The sequence below is a fragment of the Paenibacillus thalictri genome (assembly GCF_004307995.1).
In the GTDB taxonomy this organism is placed as follows: domain Bacteria; phylum Bacillota; class Bacilli; order Paenibacillales; family NBRC-103111; genus Paenibacillus_AF; species Paenibacillus_AF thalictri.
This window is the reverse complement of sequence record NZ_SIRE01000013.1, coordinates 54928-79183: the sequence shown is the minus strand read 5'-3', so window position 1 is coordinate 79183 and position 24256 is coordinate 54928. Positions and strand designations below refer to the sequence as shown.

Annotated in this window: 19 protein-coding genes; 4 read left to right on the top strand and 15 right to left on the bottom strand. The window is 50.5% G+C overall.

What is annotated here, in order from left to right; translation table 11 throughout:
• Positions 1-187 precede the first annotated feature (187 nt).
• The 11 genes from EYB31_RS19005 to EYB31_RS18955 form a co-directional block, all read right to left on the bottom strand.
• On the bottom strand, positions 188-1096 hold the full coding sequence (locus tag EYB31_RS19005) for a dihydrodipicolinate synthase family protein (protein WP_131014993.1): 909 nt from the start codon (positions 1094-1096) through the stop codon (positions 188-190).
• A 52-nt stretch (positions 1097-1148) separates the two neighbouring features.
• Positions 1149-2111: a phosphoglycerate dehydrogenase gene (locus EYB31_RS19000; RefSeq protein ID WP_131014992.1), complete on the bottom strand. Its 963-nt coding sequence runs from the start codon at positions 2109-2111 to the stop codon at positions 1149-1151.
• Between the two features lie 78 nt (positions 2112-2189).
• A complete protein-coding gene (locus EYB31_RS18995; protein WP_131014991.1) occupies positions 2190-3497 on the bottom strand; it encodes a nickel pincer cofactor-dependent isomerase, group 22 in 1308 nt (435 codons plus the stop codon).
• Positions 3498-3587: 90 nt separating this feature from the next.
• Positions 3588-4418: a carbohydrate ABC transporter permease gene (locus EYB31_RS18990; RefSeq protein WP_131014990.1), complete on the bottom strand. Its 831-nt coding sequence runs from the start codon at positions 4416-4418 to the stop codon at positions 3588-3590.
• Between the two features lie 11 nt (positions 4419-4429).
• Complete coding sequence (locus EYB31_RS18985) at positions 4430-5302, bottom strand: carbohydrate ABC transporter permease (protein WP_240762580.1); 873 nt, start codon at positions 5300-5302, stop codon at positions 4430-4432.
• Between the two features lie 70 nt (positions 5303-5372).
• Positions 5373-6698 (bottom strand): ABC transporter substrate-binding protein, encoded by a 1326-nt coding sequence (locus EYB31_RS18980; protein ID WP_131014989.1) that lies wholly within the window; start codon positions 6696-6698, stop codon positions 5373-5375.
• A gap of 211 nt (positions 6699-6909) precedes the next feature.
• A complete protein-coding gene (locus EYB31_RS18975; RefSeq protein ID WP_240762578.1) occupies positions 6910-8580 on the bottom strand; it encodes a response regulator transcription factor in 1671 nt (556 codons plus the stop codon).
• Positions 8552-10303 carry a sensor histidine kinase gene (locus EYB31_RS18970; protein ID WP_131014987.1) on the bottom strand — a complete coding sequence of 584 codons (1752 nt, stop codon included), beginning with the start codon at positions 10301-10303 and terminating at the stop codon, positions 8552-8554. The genes EYB31_RS18975 and EYB31_RS18970 overlap by 29 nt, the downstream gene beginning before the upstream one ends.
• A gap of 180 nt (positions 10304-10483) precedes the next feature.
• Complete coding sequence (locus EYB31_RS18965) at positions 10484-12616, bottom strand: beta-galactosidase (protein ID WP_131014986.1); 2133 nt, start codon at positions 12614-12616, stop codon at positions 10484-10486.
• Positions 12617-12838: 222 nt separating this feature from the next.
• The gene (locus EYB31_RS18960; protein ID WP_240762576.1) at positions 12839-13546 is read right to left on the bottom strand and encodes a response regulator transcription factor; all 708 of its coding nucleotides are present in this window, start codon (positions 13544-13546) and stop codon (positions 12839-12841) included.
• A 20-nt stretch (positions 13547-13566) separates the two neighbouring features.
• On the bottom strand, positions 13567-15678 hold the full coding sequence (locus EYB31_RS18955; protein WP_131014984.1) for a sensor histidine kinase: 2112 nt from the start codon (positions 15676-15678) through the stop codon (positions 13567-13569).
• Between the two features lie 219 nt (positions 15679-15897).
• Between EYB31_RS18955 and EYB31_RS18950 the strand changes: the two genes are divergently transcribed.
• Complete coding sequence (locus tag EYB31_RS18950; RefSeq protein WP_131014983.1) at positions 15898-16626, top strand: hypothetical protein; 729 nt, start codon at positions 15898-15900, stop codon at positions 16624-16626.
• Positions 16627-16967: 341 nt separating this feature from the next.
• On the opposite strand, the gene EYB31_RS18945 is transcribed toward EYB31_RS18950, so the two are convergent.
• The 3 genes from EYB31_RS18945 to EYB31_RS18935 all read right to left on the bottom strand — a co-directional run bounded on the left by EYB31_RS18945 (position 16968) and on the right by EYB31_RS18935 (position 20598).
• Positions 16968-18173 (bottom strand): TolB-like translocation protein, encoded by a 1206-nt coding sequence (locus tag EYB31_RS18945; RefSeq protein ID WP_131014982.1) that lies wholly within the window; start codon positions 18171-18173, stop codon positions 16968-16970.
• A 71-nt stretch (positions 18174-18244) separates the two neighbouring features.
• On the bottom strand, positions 18245-19270 hold the full coding sequence (locus tag EYB31_RS18940; protein ID WP_165452485.1) for a LacI family DNA-binding transcriptional regulator: 1026 nt from the start codon (positions 19268-19270) through the stop codon (positions 18245-18247).
• Positions 19271-19350: 80 nt separating this feature from the next.
• Positions 19351-20598, bottom strand: a complete 1248-nt coding sequence (locus tag EYB31_RS18935; RefSeq protein WP_131014980.1) for a nickel pincer cofactor-dependent isomerase, group 22 — start codon at positions 20596-20598, stop codon at positions 19351-19353.
• 370 nt (positions 20599-20968) lie between these two features.
• Here EYB31_RS18935 and EYB31_RS18930 point away from each other — a divergent pair, with 370 nt between their 5' ends.
• On the top strand, positions 20969-21286 hold the full coding sequence (locus EYB31_RS18930) for a hypothetical protein (protein WP_131014979.1): 318 nt from the start codon (positions 20969-20971) through the stop codon (positions 21284-21286).
• A 126-nt stretch (positions 21287-21412) separates the two neighbouring features.
• Here the strand turns inward: EYB31_RS18930 and EYB31_RS18925 are convergent, their stop codons facing one another.
• Entirely contained in the window at positions 21413-21628 is a 216-nt protein-coding gene (locus EYB31_RS18925; RefSeq protein ID WP_131014978.1) for a hypothetical protein, read from the bottom strand.
• Positions 21629-22181: 553 nt separating this feature from the next.
• On the opposite strand from EYB31_RS18925, the gene EYB31_RS18920 reads away from it, so the two are divergent.
• Positions 22182-23345, top strand: a complete 1164-nt coding sequence (locus EYB31_RS18920) for an iron-containing alcohol dehydrogenase (protein WP_131014977.1) — start codon at positions 22182-22184, stop codon at positions 23343-23345.
• Positions 23346-23378: 33 nt separating this feature from the next.
• Positions 23379-24089, top strand: a complete 711-nt coding sequence (locus tag EYB31_RS18915; protein ID WP_131014976.1) for a cyclase family protein — start codon at positions 23379-23381, stop codon at positions 24087-24089.
• Positions 24090-24256: the final 167 nt, after the last annotated feature.

Genomic DNA, 24256 nt, shown 5'->3' with positions numbered 1-24256 from the left:
ATGTATCGTATAATTCAACAATGTTTACAGATCCATATTACTTCTATTTCCAGCTCACTGCAATCATTTCTTGTACATGGGGTGTACCATAAGCAAAATAAAAAGTCTCAGTCCCTTAAAATCCGGGACTAAGACCGCCTTACAATTTTACATATAGATTGTACACCACGATAAAAACCTTCCGTTTTCACGCTAAAACAGAGCTTGCCTCCTGATCGATTGCAGCGAGTTTTTGCTGCAGATCATGAATCTCGTCATCGGTCAAATCCAGCTGCGGCGCTTTCATGTACCCGGCGTCGATGCCGCGCAGCTTAAGCGCCTCCTTGAAATAAGACATGTTGCTGCCGTTTCTCAGCGCTTCGCAATATTTGACGGCAAGTTTCTGAATCCGTCTTGCCTTCTCCAGATCCCCGTCCTGAAAAGCTTTGTAAAGGGCGACAAACGGCTCCGGATACACGCAGGAAACGCCGGATACCGTTCCGTCGCAGCCCATCGCCATGGCGGGAAGGCATAACCGGTCGGGACCAAACATCACTTTAAAGCTCCCGTCGTTAATATTGAGGTATTCACTGGTTCTTAGAAAATCGGGATAACTGTATTTGATGCCAACGACATTGCTGCATGCCGATGCGATCCGCTGAGCGACTTCCGCTTTTAGGTCATTGGAAGCACATTGCGGGATGTTGTACAGATACACCGGGAAATCGGCGGGTACGCTGTTTGCTACAGCAATATAAAATGCCTCCATCTCCCTGTCGTTCACGCCAAAAAACACCGGCGTCACCGCGCCAATGCCGTCAGCGCCGATCTGATGGGCATGCTGTGCGAGCTCCACGGCCTCATCTTGCGTCATCGCGCCTACATGAATATAGACGGTGACACGGCCTGCCGCCGTCTTCACTACCGTTTCGGCGATCGCCTTCCGCTCGGCGATGGAAAGCTTCAGCATTTCACCGGTCGTGCCAAGCGGATACAAACATTGAACGCCTTTGGAAATGAGAAACTCGGTGAGCTGCGCAACTTTGTCCAAATCCACGCTGCCGTCTTTATGAAACGGAGTTACCATTGCTGTTGTTACGCCGTGCAAATATTTCATATCCAATAACCACCTGTCTTATTTGTAGTATGTAAAAGATAAATTTGCCGGTTTACACCTCAAGCAAGTTTTGCGGCTTCTTGCCGGACAATACGTCAAGCACAGCTTGCGCCGTGACAAGGCTCACTTTATGATATGTCTCATACGTTTCGGCCGCCGTATGCGGAGTGGTGATCATATTGTTCAGACGGAACAGCGGATTGTCCGGGGATACCGGCTCCTGCTGGTATACGTCGATTGCCGCTCCGGCTATTCGCGACGATTGAAGCGCGTCGTAAAGCGCATCTTCATCGACCAATGCCCCGCGCGCCGTGTTCACAAAAGCGGCCGTCGGCTTCATCATCGAAAATTGCGCGAAGCTCATCACTTTAAACGTTTCCTTCAAGCTTGGCATGTGCATGCTGACGATGTCGCTTTGACGCAGCACATCTTCGAAACTCGCAAGCGAGACATTCAGCTCCTTGGCTTTGGTTTCGTTCGGATATTTGTCGTAAGCGATGATATTTACGTCAAAGCCCTGCAATTTGCGGGCCACCATTTGAGCGATATTGCCAAATCCGAGCAGGCCGATTGTCTTCCCTGCCAGCTCCGTGCCTACGTGGCGGTCCCAGTACCCTCGCTTCGCCGATTGGTCCAATGCCGGGATATTGCGGACAGCGGCTAAAATCAGCCCGACCGTCAGTTCGGCCACCGCATTGGCGTTCCCGCCAGGGACGTTAGTCACTTGTACGCCGTATTCGCATGCCTTCACCAAGTCGATATTATCGACTCCGACGCCGAAACGGGCAATCACTTTGAGCTTGAGAGCGATCCGAAACACTTCTTCGTCCCAAGTGTCGACACCCGCAATCACGCCGTCGATGTCTCCCACCAATAACTTCAGCTCTTCAAAAGTATGAGGCCTTCCTAGCTGGTTCTCAATCAGCTCGCAATGATTCTGCTCCAGCAGCTGTTTGGCCTCCGCACACAATACCGAATAATTCGTCGCCGTCACCAAAATTTTAAATGTCTGCATGTGATGAAATCCTCCTGATCATGTGTAAACTTTAGGCTCCTGCCCTGCGACATTCCGGAGCCCGCAGACGCAGAGCGCTCATTCCTGCCCGGACTTGCCTGCACTCTCCGCATGGCTCCCGGCGCCTCCGAACAAGTCGGGACGCGTCAGCCAACCCTGCCCGTCAAAAGAAAACGGCTGCGGCGGCCCGATGATGCGCAGCCCTTCCGTCGCGTCAAGCAGCTCGCCATACGTTTCCGAAATGTAAATATGCTGCAGCGACAATGTATTTTGAATCCAGACGATGTTTACCCGCTCCGGATCAATCCGGTTGCAAGTCCGGATCGCAATCTCCAGCGCTTCGCGGTCATTTGGCGCGGTCAGCGGTATTTTCGCTCCGGTCAGCACGGTAGACGTGATGCAATTCGTATATGTCTTGTGAAAATCAATTTGCTCGACCAGCCGCTTGGTCGTAATGTCGGCGAGGCCGATGCCCGTAGCGTTGCCGTGCGACTGCGGCGTCAATTGGCGGACGATGATCTTTTGCACGTTCGGAGCTTTCGGCGGATAGTCAACCGGCCCGGCGAACCGGCCCGTAATATTCGGATCCATGCCCGCCCCGCTGATGTTTTTGCCGATCTCGTCAACGATAAGCACATCGATTTCCGCGAGCTGCAATCGCGGCATAAGGTTTTTGGCCTCGGCCAGCAATGCCGGTTCCCGGCTTGCGATGTCTTCAGCGGGAAGCACCTCGATGCGGGCGACTTCGTCGTAGGCATTTTCGATAATGGCGACACCCAACGCAATTGGCGTCTTTTCGATCAGAATGCGCCCGGCTCCGGGGATTAGGGAAGCAAAGCTGTCAAAACCTTGGCTGTGCAAAGCAATCGCGCCTTGATGTTTGCCAAGCCCGATCGCCGCCATCTTAAGCAGTCCGCTCTCCACCGTTCCTTTGAAATCCGTATGTGCCTTCACCCGCGCCACCAACACGATCGCATCGGCCTCATACGCGTGGCGGTCGAAGTATAAAGGCACGCCGTTTGCCGTATGTCCCGCCGGCACCGTCTCCATCGAGCTGACGATCGCTGCGCCTACCTCAGCTTCCGTGATGCCGTAATCCGCCAAAATGGCTGTTTGTCCCTCGGCTGTTGCGCCGCCGTGACTGCCCATGGCCGGCACGATAAAAGGTTCGGCTCCGAGCTCACGCAGCATTCGCACAACGCAAGTGACGATAAGCTGCAGATCGGCGATGCCACGGCTCCCGACCGCTACCGCTACGCGCGTGCCGGGTTTGATCGCGGCGCGGACGCGCTCCGTATCGAATTGCTCCCGCAGGGCGCCCGGCAGGTCGGCCACTCGCGGACGTTCGAAAAGCTGCTCGACCGGCAGCATTCGGGGAAAAATCATCGCAACCGCAACCTTTCGCTTAAGCTTTTAGCGAGTTCATTTATAGACAGGGCCAGCCTAACCTGACCGGCCCAATCATTTCGGAAGTTATTATTTTACGCCTCCTACCGTCATGCCGCTCACCATATATTTCGATGTAAACAGGTACATGATGAGAATCGGGATCGATGCGATGATCGAACCGCCCATTAACGGCCCCCATGCAAATACGTCGCCGACGATCAGATCGGATAAAGCCAGCGTAATTGTTTTGTCCGTGCTTTTGGTCACCACAACAAGCGCGTACAAGTATTCGCTCCAGCAAAGCGTAAAAGCGAATATAAATGTGGCGGCAATACCCGGCGCGGACAGCGGAAAAATAATTTTCAGCAGCGTCTGGACTCTTGTGCAGCCGTCGATCAGAGCCGCTTCCTCAATCTCGACCGGGATGGATTTAAAATACGATATCAGCATCCACGTCGCGTAAGGGATCGTAATTGTCGGGTAAATGATCATCAGCCCCCAGATCGAATCGTTTAAGCCGATGGACGATACCAGCATGTACAGCGGAATAAACAAGACGGCTCGCGGCATTAAATACGCGTACAAAATCCCTTGGGACATAAAACGCCTGCCGCGAAATCGCAGCTTTGAGATGGCATAAGCCGCTAGCACACTTACGACAATCGAACCAAAAGAAACAAGCAGCGAGACGACCACACTGTTTTTAATATTAACGAGAAAATGCTTCTCGGTAATCAGCTTCTCATAAGCCGACCAGCCGAAATGCTTCGGCAAGAAAGTCGGCACCATATTGTACACCTCTCCTTGCGATTTAAAGGAGGTGTTCAGCATCCAATACAGCGGAAACAAAGCACATACGAGCATAAAGGCCAATGTTGTATAAATGACGATATTTTTTCCCAGCGTGTTTTTCTCCATTCCTATATCACCTACTCTTTTGATGAAAGCGAGCGTTTAGTCACAAAATGGATAAGCATAATGAGCGGTGGCATTGTCAATATCGCAATCGCAATGGCTTTGCCCAAATTCAAGTTCAGGAAACCGACCGTGTAACTCAGCGTCGACAATACTTGCGTGCCGTTCGCCGGTCCCCCGCGGGTTAGCAGCCAGATGATTTCAAAGTCGTTTAACGTCCAGATCGTCGTCATCACCGCCGCCAGCAGCGTCACTTCCTTGACCGAAGGAAGTGTCATATAAATGAACCTTTTGATCGCTCCGGCGCCGTCCAGCATAGCGGCTTCATACATTTCCTTGGATACGGTCTGAAGCCCGGCCAAAATCGCAATCCCCATGAAAGGAATACCTCTCCACACATTCACCAAAATAACGGAAAACATCGCCAAACCGGGAGACGCCAGCCAGCCTATTTGCCTGTCGATCAAACCAAGCTTCATCATGATGTAGTTCAGAACCCCGCCGACATCGGAATAAATCCACTGCCAAGTAAATACCGAAACGATCGTCGGAATGGTCCACGGAAGGAACAGCAGCACGCGGAAGACGCTGCGCAGCACGATTTTTTCATTCAGCACCAAAGCCATAATCATGCCAAAAACGGTTTTGCCGATCACGGCAACTAAGGTAAATACGATTGTGTTCCATACAACCTTCCAAAACAGGGAATCTTTGATCAGCTCGGCATAATTTTTCAAACCGACAAACGTTGCCGGAACCCCAACCACTTTATTCGTAAAACTTAAGTACACCGCCCAAGCAAAAGGAAGCACCATAACGCCAAGCAGGTAAATCAAAACCGGACTCATGAGAACATAAGCAAGTTTGTTGTTTTCATTTGTTTTCAAGTTGCACCCCGCCTTACTAATTTGGCAATGGAACGTGGTGCAAGACCATCATTCCATTGCCAATGTCCAACTAATTTTTCTGGTTATATACATCCTGAATTTTGGAATGCAAATCTTTGACCGCCATTTCCGGAGAATAATTCGCATCCAGCAGGAGGCGTTGGAAGGCGTCATTCACAATCCGCAGGTTAAATATTTCGCCCGCTTTCGGATTGTATTCGCTTGGGTAACCCAAGAATGTAAAACCTTTCACCGAATCGACAAACGCCTTATTCATTGGATCCTGCCAAATCGGCTCCGTTGTTAACTTCGTGTAGATCGGCCCTGTCAGCGGAGCGCCTTTTTCAATCCATGTCTTATACCAATCCGGCGTGAGGATGTATTCGACCAGCTTCTTGGCCAGATCTTTGTTTTTCGAGTTTTTGAAAATACCCAGGTTGTTGCTGATCCCCGGAATAAAGCTGCCCTTCGGTCCTACGGGATAAGGAGCGAGCCCTGTGTTGGCGTACAGATCGGGGTTGTCTTTTTTCAGCGTAGCTATAATGCTTCCGACGTTCAGAATCATCGCCGCTTGTCCGCTCAAATAAGCTTTGTTGTTGCCGCTGTCATCCCAACCGACGGCGCTGGGCGGCGTGCTTTTATCGGTCAAGAAAATATCTCTGATGAACTTGGTCGCTTCGACCGTTTCCGGCGTATTGACGCTCACCGTCTTTCCGTCTTTCGTATCCAAAGAACCGCCGTACGACCAAATCACACTCCGCGTAAAAAATTCCGCGTCCGAATTCCCTTTGCCGTAACCGATGCCTGCGCCATAAATGCCTTTGCTTGGGTCCGTCAGCGCTTTGGCCATCTTCCTGAACTCGTCCCATGTTTTGGGAGGTTCGTTAAACCCCGCTTGTTTCAGCAAATCTTTGCGGTAATACAGCACCTGCGTTTCCGTCCAGAACGGGATCGCATATTGTTTTCCTTGAAAGCTGATCGCTTTTTTCAAGGACGGCTGAATTTCCCCGTTGGCCCCTTCCAGCTTCTGCACCAGGTCGCTTACATCTTCAAGCACGTTTTTGGCATAAAATTGCCCGACTTCCTGGTACCCGAAAAACGACACGTCGGGAACCGCTCCCGATTCAATCGCCGCCGTCCACTTCGGATAAAAATCCTCGTATGCGATCAATTCAATGTTGACATTCACATTGTTTTCAACGCCGAACTGTTTGGCCCGCTCTTGAATGACTTTATTCTGATCGTCAAACAGCTGCTTTTTCATCCAAAATGTGACGGTCTGCTTTGGCTTGTCGGCTGTTTTAGCCTTCTCATCCGTTTTACCCGCAGTGCTGCAGCCGGCTGCAAGCGAGGTGATGACGGTTACAGCCAACGTTGTTGTTACCCACTTTTTCATCTGCTGATCCTCCCTGAATCGTCTACTGTATCTATCTACAAATGTATTGTAATTCGAATGGCGGGTCCTGAAAATGACAACAATTTAACATCGGTAGAACAACCTTAACACGATAAAGATATTGCACGTAAGTTGCTCGGCGCCCCGCATTAGAAACAAAAAAACCATAAACAGGAAAATATCCGCTTACGGTTGTTCAAACTGCCCGTATTTATTTAGCCGCTCCGCCTTCCAGCTTTAAGCGGAATTCCTGCGGGGTCAGCGCATAATGTTTTTTAAATACTTTAATAAAGTAGTTCGGATTCGGATAACCCAGCTTCATGCCGATTTCGTAAATTTTCAGATCGTTGCTCCTCAAAAGTGATGCCGCCAGTTCCATCTTCAACCGCAGCACATAATCGCTCAAATTCTCGTCGGTTTCCAGCTTATACAACCGGGAGACGTGGACGGGGTGCATGTTTAAATAATCGGCGATCGCCTGCAGCGACACATCGTCGGCAAGATGCCGCTGAACAAACTGATGGATTTTGCTCACGGCGCTTTCCCGGTCGCTGCGTGTGTCGTGTTCCATGCTTTGCTGCAGTAAACGGGCCGCTTCAAAGATCCAATTCTCCAGAACCTCCAGCGAACGGTACGCCGTAATCCCCGTCCCCGCCACATGGACCATCTCCGAACCGATCATATCCGCCAATTCACGTCCGTTTTTATGAGCATAAGAGCTGAAAGCGGCATATATGGAAAAAAACGCCTCGATCAAATACTCCGGGGAATCGGCATGTTTTGTTCTGATTTCGTGAACAATGCCGGTCAGCTTCTCCCGCATGACCTCCCATTGTCCCGATTCCAGCAGGTGGATCAAAAGCGGCGGCTCATACAGCTTGTGCAGCGCCTGCACCGGCAGCTGCTCCGTTTCGTCCGTAACACAAACAAGCATCTCGCTTTGGTTTCCGACGCGGCGGCGCAGCGACAACAAGCTGTCCTGATACAACTTCGGGATGTCCTGCGGGAAGCTGCCCCATTTATGCAGCAAGACGGATACCGTGCCCTTTAAATATTTGCTTACATTCATCTGCAATTGGGAACCCATCAGCTCCAGCTGATGTTCCAGCTCTTCTCTTCCTTGCGCCGTCGCCCACTGCCCGTCGTTTGCCTGATCTTCCGGAAGCAGCACCATAAAGCTCAAATATCCGTGCACATCCTTGCAGGACCACAAGCGAAAGCCGGGATGAAAAATTTCCTCAGCAATATTGATAACCGCAAATTCCATCAGGGAAAGATTGTAAAAATCGAACTCCAGCATCTCTCCCTCCAGCCTAGCCAGCATAAGCGCAAAGCAATTGTGCGGTACGGCTATTTTCAGCGAATGAAGTTTCTCTGTCAGCACTTTGGCCGAAAACACTTTCCCCTGCAGCAGCTCCCCAAGAAAGTCGCCCCGCAGCTTCGGCAAATTTTCTTCAAACGCTTTCACAATCCGCTGGTAGTTCTGGCTTTCTTCCCGCTCCTTCTGCAGCGCCTGGACAACCAGTCCGACCTTCTCCAGCACTTCCTCGTCGCCGATCGGTTTTAACAAATAGTCGCATATGTGATGTTTGATCGCCTGCTGCGCATAAGAAAACTCGGCATGACCGGACAAAAGCAGGCACTTGACGCGCTTCCAATTGCGGTTCACCTGCTCCAGCAGCTCCAAGCCGTTCAGCTCCGGCATCTGAATGTCCGTAATCATGACGTCAATCGGATTAGACTTCAAGATTTCCAGCGCTTCGACACCGGAATAAGCCTTGTACACTAAGCCAATTCCGATTTCTTCCCAAGGAAGCGTATCGGCCAAATCATCTACAACAAACGGCTCATCGTCAACGATGAGGAGTTGAAACATTTCCATCCCCTTCTCTCTCTAACGTTTGTGCTTCTTCCCATACCAGTTCGACCCGCAGTCCGCCGAGCGGGGAACGCGAGAATAACAGCCCCGAACGGCCTCCATAAAAATGAACCAGCCGCTGGTGAATGTTCCACAAACCGCAGCCCATCTCCTCGTCGAGCTGCTGCGCTATTTTTCGCTCCAGCTCGCGAATCTTTTCTTCCGTCATGCCTTTCCCCGTATCTTCCACCACAATCCGGTGAAGCCCGCCGGACGACAGTCCTTTTATGTTGATTTTGCCGTACTCCAGACAGTTCTCCACGCCGTGAATCACCGCATTTTCGACCAACGGTTGAATGATGAGCCGCGGAATCATAAGCTCCAGCATCGGCGCCGGAATATCCATCTCAATTTCGAAACGCTGGATACGCAGCATTTGAATTTTTAAATAGTTGTCCACCAGCTTGATCTCATCGCTGAGCCGGGTCATCGATTTCTCGAGCCTTGTAGTGTACCGGTAGTATTGGCCCAAATTCAGTGCCATAGCAATGATCGCTTCGTGTTCGCGCAGCTTGGCCATACTTTTAATGTAAGAAAGGCAATTATACAGAAAATGCGGATTGATTTGCGATTGCAAATGCTTCAAGGTCGCCTCCCGCGATCGCAAGTTTTCTTTATACACTTTCTCGATCAGCTCCTGAACCTGCTCCGCCATTTCGTTAAAACTGATAAACAAAAAGTCAAACTCGTTGTTAGGCAGCTTCTGCAGCCGCGAAGAATACTGCCCTTGCTTGATGCGCTGCACGCCGCGCACCAGCAATTGGATCGGTTTCTGCACATTGCGGTACAGCAGGAAGGTAGCCAGGATACTTAACGCCATCAGCAATGCAACGGAGGTGTAGAACAGATTCCGGCTTGTCCGGATAGGGGAAAATATGCTTTCCATCGGAACAACATCCACCAAATACCAGCCCAAACTAGTTGCGCGGATGTAGTTGACGATATATCTTTCTTTCTGCAGCGTAAGATTCAAGCTGCCGGTGTACCCAAGCTGCTGCTGATCGAGCTGCTCGATTACCGAATTGACCAGCGTCCGGTTCGCTGTATAATTGATGATCGGTTCCCCTCCGCCGGCCATATACAGAAACGGTTCCCGCTGGCTGTCGAGCTTCAGGGTACTGAGCATATTTTTAATATTCGCATCCGCAAACCGGACCTCTACGAGCAAGTTGGGGATGTCGGTGGGAAACAGCCGGGAAAAATACGTCTGGTACATCCCGTATACCAACGAGCTGCGATGCTGCCACAGCTTCGACTGAGCGTCCTGCAAGTAGTTGTTATCGAATTTGGCTGAATAATCATGGGATAATACCTCTTCGGAATCCGTCAAATATAAAATAATTTCGTTGTTCCAGCCGCTGGTGGCCGTCTGAATATTCAGCGTATCCGCGATATGCAGCTGTTTCTGCAGCAAGGCAAGCGGATCTCCCGCATTACGTCCGTCAAAATACTGCTTAATGCTGTAATCGCGGCTTACGGTAACCGGAAACTTCGTCAATTGGTCAATCATCATCTCCATCTGGCTCATTACAAATGTAAGCCGGTTGTCGTTGCCGTTTTCGACCGTTTTACGCACGACATTGACACTGACCTGATACGAATAACTGTAGAGCAAAATCGTCGGAGCCAGCAAACAGGCGACCAAGATGATAACCTTGCTGAACGTATTCATTTTCAGAAACGCCAAATTTGTTCCCCTCTCCCATGTGACCATGTCATTAAACCTAAAGCCGCTGATCTTATTGTAAAATGTATTTGTTCGCCGGCATATGCAATTAAATTAACATACATGGAAACATATTAACCGTTCGCGAGTAAAAAAGAAAAACCAGCCCAAGGCAGGCTGGCATTCATTTTATCATATGGTTCATGAGGTTTCCATTTCAAAAATCAGCGCATCGCGGGCTGGAATAACCGCCGAAAACCCGCTCTCGTTGATGTTTACTTCGGCATCGCCCCATAATAGCTTCCCCGGCTTCATTTGGCCCCAGCCCGATGCCAGCTGCACGTTTGTTTCCTGCGCGGTTCGCCCGGGATTGACCAGCCACACATAACATGTTCCTGCTCCTTCGTGCAGCCGAACCTGGATGGAGGCATTGGACGTCCGCACATGACGGCTTGCGCCGGTCCAATCAAATAAATCGGCGAACAAACGGCGGTTGTTCTCCGTCCCGCTTCGATAATATCCAATGGAAGGATGTGTTCCGATCAAAATCGTCCGTCCTTTGCTATACCGATTTTCTACGACGGCCAACCGGCCGTCGTCGTACCAGCCGCGCGCAGTTCCGCCGTCCAATTCATAGGCCTGCAAGTAACCTCCCCCCTGAACGGACAATCCGTCCAGTTGAAGGCTGATTCGCTCGCCAATATCCGGCATAAACTCCACTTCGCTTTCGCGGGCGCCAAATACGCGGTGCAATCCATGGTTAGGCTGCATCGTCCCCGCTCTGCCGCGATCCCCGAAGTAACCGGGGCAGCCTTCACTGATCAACGTGCCGCCGCGCTCTACCCAAGCGGCCAGCCGTTTGGCTTGCTCCGAAGTAAACATGATCGGATAAGGGAAATAAACGATTTCATATTTATCCAGATCGTCGATATGCGCCCAATCCGCCTGAATGTTGTTATCGAAAAAGCCGCGGTAAGCGCCCCACATCGCTTCGGAATACAACAAACTGCTGCCGTAGAACGCAATATTGCCGCCGCTCTGGCGCAATAAATAATCAAACTCCTGTGCATCCGGCACAACGAGGATGCCGATTTCCCCCTTCACAGGGTTGGCCCGGAATAAGGGCTCTTGTTCGGGTTCATTCGCCCACTTGGCAATTGAGCTTCCCATCTGCGAACGTGCCGTTCGTGAACCGTCCAACCCGTACGATCCGAACGCCCCGAATAACGGGCCGTCAAGCAGAGGCCGCCATCGGGGATTAAGCAAACCTCTGGCTCCCCCGGCAAGTGAAATCATGTTCCACACCCGGATGTCCTCGGGTTCCGTCACCCGCCCGTCTTGTTTATCCCGGCCGATCACCTGCGGCTGCAGCCAAAGCGGTCCGCCCTGCATCTCCGCATGCCAGAACGGCTTCCCGCGCGAAGCGGATCGCACAAGATCGACTGCGTGCCATTGCTTCCACGGCTCGTTTCCTTTGCGGGATTGCACCCAGGTAAAGCCGTACAAGTCAACCTTGGACGCAGCCAGCCAATCGTCGGCGCCGCCCGCGGCCATATGGGTCATCGCCCCGGCCACGCCGTGAGCGGTCATCAGGTTATCGGGATCGACGCTGCGGATCGTATCGATTCTCCATTGCATCTGCTCGTAATAATTTTCCTTTTTAAATTTCAACCAGTCGATGCATTCGGGGTAAGGCGCAATTTGCACGGGAGGCTGAACCTGATCCCACGCGGAATAGCTGTACCGGTGCCAAGCGCGGCCAAGCTGTTGCAGCGTGCCGTATTTGCACTCCAGCCATCGTCTGAATTTGGCCTTGGTATGTTCGCAATAACAAGCTGTCGGCGAATAGTTGCACTCATTCCACACATCATATCCCAGCATGGCCGGATGATCCTTATACCTGGCAGACAGCGCCCTTAAAAACGCTCCGGCGGCTTCCCTGACCTCATCGCAATCCAAGCATAAAACGCCGCCATGGTTAAACCCGCCCGTGCTCGTACTCACGCCCATCATCGACACGGCCTTGGAACCGTTTGCATCAACCGTAAGCCCATGTGCGTAACGGGAAACGGCCCATTCCGGAACTGATGCCACAAATTCAGCAATGATGGTCTGGATGTTATTCTCCGCCGCAAGGTCCATCTGACGATCATAATCGGACCAATCATATTCGCCGGGTGCCGTCTCAATCGCCCCCCACATGAACCAATGGCGAAATATGTTGATGCCATCCTCCCGAGCAACCTGATAGTCCCTCTCCCAATCCTCCGAAGGGGGATTGGATTTGCGGAAATACACCGCTCCATAAGGCAATTGTAACTTCTTCTTGGACATGCCGGACCTCCTCCCGTTATCCGGCTAACCTGAATAAGGTTTTGCCGTCTACGTTTAAGATAAAGGATTGGCGTCAGGCAAGAAACAGACAATTTTTTTATAACGTTCATTCGCAGTTCAAATTATGTCTTGCTGATTTATAGTTAACGGATCGAAGAGCTTGTATCACAAGCCATTGTCTGTTCGGCAAGGTGCAAGAAATGTCCGCTGCACTTGAGGAAGCTATTTCACGCAAAATTTGTACCCAAATCCGCGCACAGTTACCAAATAACGGGGATTTCCCGGATACTCTTCAATTTTCTTGCGAAGATTGCTGACATGCACCATCACCGTACGTTCATCGCTTTCCCGGTCCCATCCCCAAATACGTTCGTATAGTTGTCCCACACTAAACACTTGGTTTGGGTTTTCGATAAAAAACATAAGCAGTTGCCTTTCCTTAACGTACATAGGAACAACAACTCCATCGACCTTTAATTCATAATTGCGGAAGTCCATCTCGAGACGCCCGTAACGCCAAGGAAGGCAATCTTTGCGTACAGCCGCGCCGGAAGCTGAGGCAAGGCTCGCACGGCGGAGATGACCTGTGATTCGCGCGACAAGCTGCTTGGGATTAAACGGTTTGATTACATAATCGTCTGCACCGATTTCCAAACCGGCGATGATATCATCGCTTTCCCTTTTGCACGTAAGGAAGAGGATAATCGCATTGGATTGGGCGCGGATACGTTGGCATAACTCCATGCCGCTCACATCGGGAAGCATAATGTCCAGCACATATAAATCAAACCGTTCCTTAAAGGCGAGCTCAAATGCCTGTTCCCCCGTCTCCGCTACAGATACCCGGTATCCTTCCTTAAGCAAATATAGTTGCACTAATTCGCGAATATCTTCTTCATCTTCGACCAGCAGGATATGTTCTCTCGCCACACATGAGCCCCTCTTCATCGTTATCTATTAAACAGTTCATAACCTGCCTGCAGTTTGAAATAAAATAGGCTTCCTTTTCCCGGAGCGCTTTCCACGCCAATGGTTCCCCCATGCGCTTGGATGATTTCTTTAGCGATAGCAAGTCCTAGACCCATCCCGGCGGTTCGCTGCCTTTTGGCTTGTTTGCCGCGATAAAACTGCTCGAACACAAACGGCAGATCCTCCTCCGAGATCCCCTCGCCAGTGTCGGCCACCCGCAAAGTGATCGTACCGGGCACATGCTCGTAATGCAGTTCCATCCGGATGATCCCTCCTTGCTCTGTAAACTTTCTGGCATTGGTTAGCAGATTGGAGACGACCTGTTCCAACCGCAGAGGATCCCCGGTAAATGCAACGATACGGTCATCCTTGCGCAAGTTTTCTTCAATTGTCTGGACATTGTGCCACTCGAGTATCTTGCCGTCGGATTGAAATTCCGGTTCATATTTTTCATAGATATATCGAAAATAACCTTCCGCGGGAAGCGTTTCAAAATGAAACGCCATTTGTCTGGCTTCCAGCTTGGACAATTCCACCAGATCGCCAATGATGCGGTCTAGGTATACGGTTTTTCCATAGATCAAATCCAAGTATTTGGGATTTCCCGGATCGATAATTCCGTCCTTCATCGCATTGACATATCCTTGAATGGACGTAAGAGGGGTGCCAAGCTCATGCGATATACCGGACATCAGTTGGCGCCGGGACGTTTCCAATTGGGAAAGCTCATCGTTGGCCTTCTGCAATTCGAATACCGATTGAGACAATAACGAAGTTCGTTTTCTAATTTTTTCCTCCAACGATTCGTTGACCAGCGTAAGTTCTCTGGAAAGATTCTCTTCTTGCTTGAAGGAACGGGCAAATTTACGCGAGAAAATAAAAGCTTGAATAAACAGGGCCCCCACCAAAGCGAAAGGTGTTACATCCCCGGTGGCAATGACATGATTATAATACAACGTGTCGTTAACACCGGCTGCGACCAATAGGAATATTGCGCCGCAATTAAACCCGGCGGCTTCCTTCCTTTTCAGCAGCGCGAAAAAGTACACGAAAGCAACGAACCCAAAGCAGATCATAATCCACAGCTGAATCGGAAGCATGATGCGAGTGTAAAATTCGGATGAGGTGAAGATCACCACAAGTGCGCCGGAGAGACTGCCCCCCAGAGCCGTTTTGTACAAGCTTCGGTTCATTTCATGCGGATATTGAGAGTACGCAAGCGCCACCAATAAAGCAATGCCAAGAAAAGCGCAGAGATACTCCATTTTAGTACCACATTCCCAGCTGATAAACGGAAAAAGCTGAAACACCAGTGCCTCGCCAACGCAAAGCGTACGTATGGCTATTGCCAAACAAAGCAAGCCCAGAAATAAAGGCGACCTGTCCTTTTGTCTGAACAGGAAAATGACAAGATGATAAAATCCCATGATCCCAAGACTTGCCGCCAAGGCGATTTCCAACGTAATGTGCTTGACCCATTCACTGACAATGTGCTGCTCGCTCCCAAGCCTGATGCTTGACCATACGCCAGCTTTACGCTGCTCGAAGCCCGCAACCTGCAGTACAAGCTCGACTTCCCCCTGATCCGGAGTAAACGTGACGACTTGGGCGTAACTTCTTGGGATCGTGCTGATCTTGTTTGTTCCGACAGTCCCGTTTGATGAAGCCAAACTTCCATTAATCCAAAGACGGTAAGCCGAATCAATTCCCGATATGTATAAAGCCATACGTTTATGAAGCTCTTCGGAACCCAAATTCAACCGGAGCCGATAGGTGGCATACCCGTAATAAGGAAGGGGCCGGCCATCCAGCGTATAACTGTGCCATTCTTTGGGAACGGTCACATATGTGAAATTCGAGGAAACGGGTATCTTTTGAAAATGGTCCGGCTCCAGCAGCTGGTTCCAATAAAATTCCCACTCGCCGTCCAGCGGGAGTTCTCCATCCCACTCCGCATGCCAGCCTGTCGCATCGAATACGCCTTGCTGAGCCGCCTGCGGCGCTTCCGCCGGAGCATATGCTCCTTGTACTAGAGTTAACGCCCAAAATAGCGCGATCAGCAGCGCAATTCTCCAGAGCGTCAACGCCCGCATTACATCCACCTCGATTGAACTCGAATTTTGTCAATAATTACAATATTATCACAAGAACGTTGAACCAGAAATACAGAATATAGCTTGATTTCACCATAACCCGGCAAGTTTAAAACAGGTTTAAAATAGAAATATTTTTTAAACCAGTTTTAAACAAGCTATGCTACTCTTCAAGTTGAAACAAATAAAACTACATTATTTTAAGGGAGAGAAATTTAGATGAAAAACATGGTGAAAAAATTAGCTGTAACCGGATTATTGAGCATGTCGATTTTTGGCACATCTGCCGTTGCTTTTGCGGATGCATCGATGGATTTTAAAGCGACAGGCGTATTGTACGATGAGAACAATGTGTTTACGCTGAAAGGCGAAGCTACCAATACAGGGGATAAAAGCATTGAAACGATTAACAAAGTCGTCATCGACCTGACATTGGCCAACGATGCCGGAGATAAGGCGCAATACGAATTGACGGCTAGCGGAATTTCCGTTCATTTGGCTCCGGGTGAAAGCAAGCCGGTTGAAATTACATTCGCCGATATCCCTTACTTCACAGATGCAACGACCTACGATACGGTTGAGAAAGATTGGGAATTCACGTATTTCGAAGCGGCGGAAGCGGCGGCGGGAAGTGAAGCCGGTGAAAAACAGCTTGTTACGGAGCAAGGCGGGTCTATTACCGTTTCAAATGTAAGCTCCGAAGCTTACGACGAAGCTACTCAGGATTGGATTTATACAGTTGCAGGTGCTGCAACCGTCACGATTCATGGCGATGCCGCTGCGGCAGACTTGGTGTACATATCCGAAGCCGGCGAGATGGAGCCGGTCGTATTTACAGATCACAAAGCAGAATTAAATAAGCCGGGAGTTTATACAGGAATGGTTGTTTTCGGTGAGCTTTCTGACAACACAAATACGGCCAGATTCTCGGTGAAAGTGAATCCATAATCCGGAGTACTCTGGAAAGTTTCAATCACGCACTACACAACAAAAAAATGCTTCGTTTACGGTCGGGTTGGGGCAAACCGATGTCGTAAACGAAGCTTTTTTCATTAGCTGTAATGTCAATATTTACCGATATCAAATGCAGTAAACTTATTTCGTTAAATCGGCAACGTCAAGCAAATAAATTTGCTGTGTTCCCTCGTGGGCGGAACTTCCGTCCCGGTTCCAGACGAGAATTTCCTCCTCCTTTTTCCAAACATTTGCGAAGCATACTAGTGATCTGTAACGTGTTTTAACCCGCCGTCTCGTTCCCACCCGAAAAGGGTAAACATGCCGCTAGCTGCCTAAATCAACAAGTCGCTCATCGCCTGCCGCAAATCCATATCGTAAATATGCCGCTGACCTTCGTGCATCGAATCGAAGCTGATCCCCGTGCCGGTACGATTCCATCTTGGATGCAGATCGCAGCGAATATCCGTCCCGCTGTCTCCTACCGCCCGGTTTAACTTCGGCTCGGAATAATAAGATGCAAGTGTGAGCCCTTTGCCTTTAGCAACGTTATATAAATATAAGTGCCTGTAATCGTTTGCGTCGGGGTAACTGTCGTACATAAGCCATTCGCGGTTCGGCGAGTAATTGCAATGGCCGTCCTCGAGAAAATAGCTTTTATCAATGGCTGCCGGTTCATTGGTTGTGCCATCGGGATACAGATACAACTGATCGCCTTCATGGTTTGCGCTGTGCAGCAGCAGATGTTTCGGATCCTTCCAATGATAATGCGAGGCGTATTCGTAGGTCGATAAACAGTGCAGCCCGCTGCCATCGGTATTGGCCGTCAAGGTGGCGGTGACCCGGCGCTGATCCGCGCCTTGTTTGCTGCGGGCCAGAAAAACAAACCGGGTGCCGTCGGTGTTAAACGTAATATGATTAATCGTCAGTTTTGCTTCTTCCAACTTGTAGATCGGTTTAATAAAATCCCAAATCTCTTCTAATGAAAGGATCATTCGGCTGCGCCCGCTCTTCAGATCGATCAAGGAAATCCCGTCGTCCTGCGGATGGTTCATGTTTTGGAATGGATCGACGATATCGGCATAACCATAACCCGGACGATAATCGAACAAGCGGCTGAAGTTGATGCTTAAGCCATGTTTACCGGTCGGGTCAACGTTTGCGACAGGCAGATCCAGATAATGCAGGGCCCCTGTCTCCACATGATGAATTACGCCGCGATAAGCGCCATCCAGAAACACATTATAAATGATCCGGCTGTTCGGCTGATTCGGGTCCCATTGCAGCATCGCTCCTTGCTGGAAGTTCCACGCGCTTGTCTCGGCAAGCGGGACCATACGTCCTGTATCGAGTTCAATCAGACCGATTTCCGCCCGGTCGCCCGCCGCAGAAAGACGATCCAGGAAAGAGCTTTTGGTGTAAAGATGCAGCCTGCCGTCCGCGCTAAATGCCGGATTGTCGTAATACCCGTAAAAAAACTGGCCTTCTCCGCCGGTTAAGCGGCGAGAAGGATAATGCTCTTGAGCAGCTTGCGGGTTCATAAGCTTAAATCCCCTTTCATAATATGTGTAAATGATCGCTTTAAGGTAAACGTTTACCTTGACCGAAAAAATTACACGGTTTCCCGTATAATCAATTCCGGCTGCAGCAGAATCAGTTTGCCTTGCCCCGTTGGTTTAACCAACCCCGTCATTTTATGGTGCAATACTTCAAACGCTCTGCTGCCAATTAAAGCCGTGTCCTGACGGACCGTCGTTAGCGGCGGATTCATCGCTTGCGCATAAGTGATATCGTCGAAACCAACGATGGCCAAATCGTCCGGGATTCGCCGCCCGCGTTCACGGGCCGCTATCATAGCTCCCATCGCGATAATATCGTTGAAGGCCAGAACCGCTGTGCAATCCTCGTTATGATCCAGCGCTTGCAGCATAGCTCTTTTGCCGCATTCGACGGTTGCATCGGGGAACGTCACTATGCAGCGTTCGTCCCACAAGACGCCGGCTTCGGCAAAAGCGCGCCGATACCCCTTGAGCCGCTCCGTGGATGGTGTAATCGGAAGTTCGTGAACAAGTACCGCAATACGGCGGTGTCCGCAATCGATTAAGTAACGGGCCGCCGCATATCCGCCTTGTTCGTCGTCAGTTCGGACGACCGTGTGTGAACCGCCGTCTCTCGGACTGCGGCTGATGAGCACATAATGGATCGCAAGATCGGCGAGCCGTTTCAGTAAAGGATGAACTTCCCCTGCTTCTTCGCGGTGCACCGGTGCAATGATGATCCCTTCTACCTGCTTTTCGATCAGAAGTTTGATCTTCTTTTCTTCAATTTCGATATTTTCGCTTGAATTGCAAAGAATCATATTGTAACCGGCCCGATCTGCCGCAGCTTCAATGGCCTTCACAATCGACGAATAGTTGGGGCTCGCGTTGTCTGAAATAACAACACCGATGGTCTTCATCGTATTGCCTTGCAGCCCGCGTCCGAATACATTCGGGACGTAGTTCAGTTCCTCTGCTTTGCGTAATATCGACTGTCTGAGCTCCTCGCCAACGCCCGGCTTATGATTGAGCACCTTGGAGACCGTCTTGGGCGTCACCTGAAAGAGCTCGGCTAATGTTTTGATCGTAACTTTACTCATAGCACCTCGGTACATGTTGGTAAACGTTTACCTATAGCGTAAATGAATGCAATTTTCCTGTCAAGATCAACTTCCTCTCATTACCATACCGCAACCTCCGGTTCTCCTATTATTTCCAGATCAGTAACCGTTTTTGCTTCCTCCAGCATGCTTTCGGAGATCCAAATCTCCCCCAACTGCAGCGTATTGCGAATTCTCACCAGCCGAACCGCATTGAAATCGAGGACATTGGACAGCTTAATCGCCGCTTTGACAGCTTGTTCCGCCGTATTCAGAAACATCGGCATACGCACAACGTCCGAAACCGTACTGGTCAAGGCATTGGCGAAACCTTTCTCCCATACCGTCTCCTCAAACACTTTCCGCGTAGTCACGTCGGCCAGGCCGATGCCGTTGGCATTGCCATGTGTTTTGGGAGTCAGACCCAGCACGGCAATTCGCTTTACCTGCGCTCCGCCGCTTGCGTAGGGTGTCGGAAAACGGCCGGTAATATGGGGATCGATGCCCGATCCGGATATGTCTTTGCCCAGCTCATTGATCACAAGCACATCAAACGAGTCAAACAGGATACGCGGCATTCGCGCTTTAGCTTCCAGCAGCAGCTGAGGTTCCACCTCCAGGAATCGCTCCGCGGGAACCGCAACCACCTTGCACAGATGATCGTAAGCGTTTTCAATGACGCCAAGTCCAAACACAATCGGTGTGCGGCTTAAGGAAATCCGGGCAATATCCGGAACATGCTCGGCCATGTATTTAAAGCTGTATGCATGGGCGGCTTCCGCCCCCTTCTGCTTCCCGAGCCCAATCGCCACCATTTTGCATAAACCGCTTTCGATGGAACCGCTAAATGCCGTATGCGGTTTGATGCGGGCGATCACTACAATTTTGTCGGCCTCGTAAGCGTGTTTGTCCATATACACCGGTAACCCCTTCGGCAGCCTGCCAATCTCGACGACCTCCATCGTGGCGCGGATTTGTGCGCCGATAAATGGCTCGGTAACGCCAAGCTGCTCCAGTACGTCCCGCTGCCCTTCCGCTGTCGCTCCTCCATGGCTGCCCATGGCGGGAACAACAAAAGGCAACCCTCCGCGGCTCACAATAGCCTGGATTGTTTCTTTGACCAAGATGGGCAAGTCGGCAATGCCACGGCTGCCAACCGCTACGGCGACCCGGTCACCGGGACCAATTCGCTCGAGCACTCCGGACTTCTGCAGCTCGTCCCGCACAGCCGATACAACATCAGGCAGCTCAGGCGCGTGAAAATGCTGTTTGACCTTAACCATCCGCGGAACGGGAATAGGGTGAACGATCGATTCAATCACATCCATTGTCCATATCTCCTTTTATATAGGAATCCATGCACAAGCATTAATCAAACCGCAGTTTCCTTCAAAAGCAGCATCCATTCCTCCCCATCGAAAATGTTCAATCAGGAAACATGATTCCAGCTCGCTCTGGAATAACATCATCATCCGGATCTCTTAACCTTAAGGACTCTGCTCCCTAGATAAGCCAATATGCCCCTGTACGAGGATTGTATCATTTGCCTCCGGCCTTGTCAGCCGGGTTAAGGAAAAATGCCGTGGCGGTGCAAATTGCTAACTTAAAATTTTTGCGTGCCAACCGCTTGATAATTTATATTATTCCGATTATAATACTTGGTAAAAAGACATACCGGACGAACGGAGTGCTGGCCTAATGGATTCCATAACTGCAGCTTGGGTGAACGATTACCTGGACTTATATAACTATGCACGCTCGATCGGAGATTCGGAGTGGGAGAAAGAGATTATTGCTTCCCTTAAGAATAAGAACCTTTTGGCCGAGTATCGGAGAAATATGATCTTAAGAGACTTGTGGAAAAGTTACGATATGATCAATCGCCAATTGTTGGAAGTATTCGCTGAACTGCGTTCATCGGCAGAAAGCAACCGCGAGGAAACGCTGCAAGACCGCTGGTTTCAGCTTAAGCTTGAGCGCATTCATGTTGCGAGGAAAATTTTATCATACCAATAAAATAAAAAAAGCTTGGCTGCAGTTTGTCTGCTCGTCCGAGCTGCCTGATCTCCGGATATAGACTTAAATTGCCTGCAGCTGTCTGCTGGGCAAAGTATATAAAGCGTGCCTGCTTTATGTACTTTATTACATCGAAGTTTGCTTCATACCACTCATCATGCTCATCATAGAGGTCATCATTTCATCGCATTCTTGCATGCGGGACATCATCATGTTCATGTCCATTTCTTCCATCATACTCATGTCTTGCATACATTGCATCATCATCTTCATCGATTTCATCTTCGCCATCATGTCTTCCATACACATGTTCATCATCATATTCATGCACATTTTTTCCAATCCAATCACCTCCCCAAGTTCCTTGTATTACTTCATAAGTGTAACTTAATATACCGGCAAAAATCAATAGAGCAGCTATTGATTTTTTTGTTTTTATATTGTATAATACCTATTTTTCCGATTAAGCCAGTCGGTTTAATTGTGAAAAAAGGGAACGAATCTAAGCATTCCCCCTATAACGTCCCCTCTGTTTTGATCAATGAATTGATCAATGAATGCTCCGCTGCTTTATGCAGCAGACGATAAACCATAACAGCCGCTTCAGCTCTAACTCCACCATTTCCTTTATCAAAAAATAATCGGCTGACCGAGTAACTTTTTTAGTGAATGTATGTCCGTTTCATTATAAAATACGAGTAGATGAACTGAACAATAGAAAGTTTCAATCCATCCGTTCAAATTATGTAAAAGGTCATCCAAGAACCTCCAATAGATATGAAAGCGTTTTTAGCGGACAAAACTTCCGTTTTCGAGGTTTGGTTCGGTTTGGTTCAGCTTGGTGCTTAGCGGGAAAAGGTTGCAATTACCACAAACACGGGAGGCGATCCTGCTTATGTTTTTCTCTTTTACCATCCCTACCTCCGTCGAATGCGGAGCAGGCATTGCGCGCAAAACCGGAGAGCTGCTGTCAGCCCGGCAAATCGGCAAAGTGTTGATCGTCACCGATGCCGGAGTGCGCAGGGCCGGGCTGCTGGATGCGGTCATCCCTTCGCTGATGGCTCATGGCATCGAATATGACGTATTCGACGAAACGGAGCCGAATCCAAGCGCGGAAAGCATCATGAAGGGGCTTGCCAGGCTGCGGCAAACGGATATCCGCTGCGTGCTGGCAATCGGCGGAGGAAGCAGCATCGACACGGCCAAAGGCATCGCCATCATGGGGCTCAACGAAGGCCACATACTCAATTACGAGGGCGTCGGCAAAATTCCGAACGCCGGTTATCCTGTCATCGCGATCCCAACCACAGCGGGCACCGGCAGCGAAGTGACGGCGTCAACGATCGTAACGAACGCGCAGACGAAGTTTAAAGCGGCGGTTATCAGCCCGCATCTGTATCCGAAGCTGGCACTGCTCGACGCCGAGCTGACGCTTGGTTTGCCGCCGGCCATTACGGCCGCCACCGGCATGGACGCCTTGACGCATGCGATCGAATCGTATACGTCCAAAGCGGCCTCTCCGGCCAGCCGGGCGCTTGCGATCGAAGCGGTGCGTATCATCGGCAAACATATCCGCAGCGCCTATTTTGTCGGCGATGACCTGCACAGCCGCGAACAAATGCTGATCGCCTCGATGATGGCGGGCGCGGCGTTCGCCCAGTCGCGGCTCGGCAACGTGCATGCGATTTCGCATACGCTCGGCGGCATATTCAACATCGCTCACGGCGTGGCCAACGCAGCGCTGCTTCCATACGTGCTGGCGTTTAATCTGCCCGCTTGTCCGGAGCTGATGAAAGATATCGCCTGCGCGCTGGACGTCGACACAGCCGGCCTGCCTGCGGATGCGGCGGCGCAAGCTGCCGTTCAGGCCGTGCTCCGCCTGAACGGGGATCTCGGCATACCGCGTACGATACGCGAGCTCGGCGTCTCTTTGGATCAGCTGCCAAAAATGGTCGAAGACGCGATGCGCAGCGGCAATGTCCGGGTGAATCCCCGTCTGACAAGGCCGGAGGACATTCAATCGATCATCGAACGCGCTTATCACGGAATTGTGGAGTAGATGTGTTTTTACATTATATGAGGAGGAATTCTTATGTCGAACGTAAAGCAGCTCGCAGCTCTGATGAACGAAATGAAAGTCATTGACCTGTCCCACACCTTGGAGGAAGGCATGCCGATCTACCCAACCCACTCGCGTTATTACCACACGTTGTGGGACACGTTTGAAACGGGCAGCCGGGCCCTCATTTACCAGCTGATCATTAACGAGCATACCGGCACTCATATGGATGCTACCGCGCATTTCATTCAGGAAGGCCATCCGGCCCATCTGTATATGGATCAAACGCCGGTTTCGCAGTTTTTCGGACGCGCGCTGACGATCGACTTTTCCCATTATGCCGACACCGATGTCGTATCGCTTGACGAAATCAAGACGTGGGAGCAGCAAAACGCTGCGATTGAAGCCGGCGACATCGTGCTGCTGCGCTTCGGCTGGGACCGCTATTGGGTGCCGCGCACCGAACATCGGCAATACAGCCAGTCGTGGCCGGGACTCGGCGGCGAAGCGGCCGAATATTTGGCCTCCAAAGGCATAAAAGTGGTCGGCTGCGACTGCCTGGCGATCGACAGTTCGTACGCCGAAGGTGCGCCCGCGCATTACGCGCTGCTCGGCAACGGCGTCAACATCATCGAAAATTTAACCCGGCTGGATGAAGTTTTAGGCGAATCGTATGTATATGCGTTTCCTTTAAAAGTTGCCAAGGGCTCCGGTTCCCCGATCCGCGCATTGGCGTTTAAGTAAGTCCCCGGCAGGCTGCCACCGCCATGTGGTGCGGGCCGCCTCCCTGCTGCATTCACTCGGCGTGCAGCTCCAGCGCACGGTGTTGCGCTGCATAACAACGGTCGATTAACCGGCTTAAACGCTAAAAATCAAGGCGCAGCGGACATTAGATTTTTTCTAATACCTGC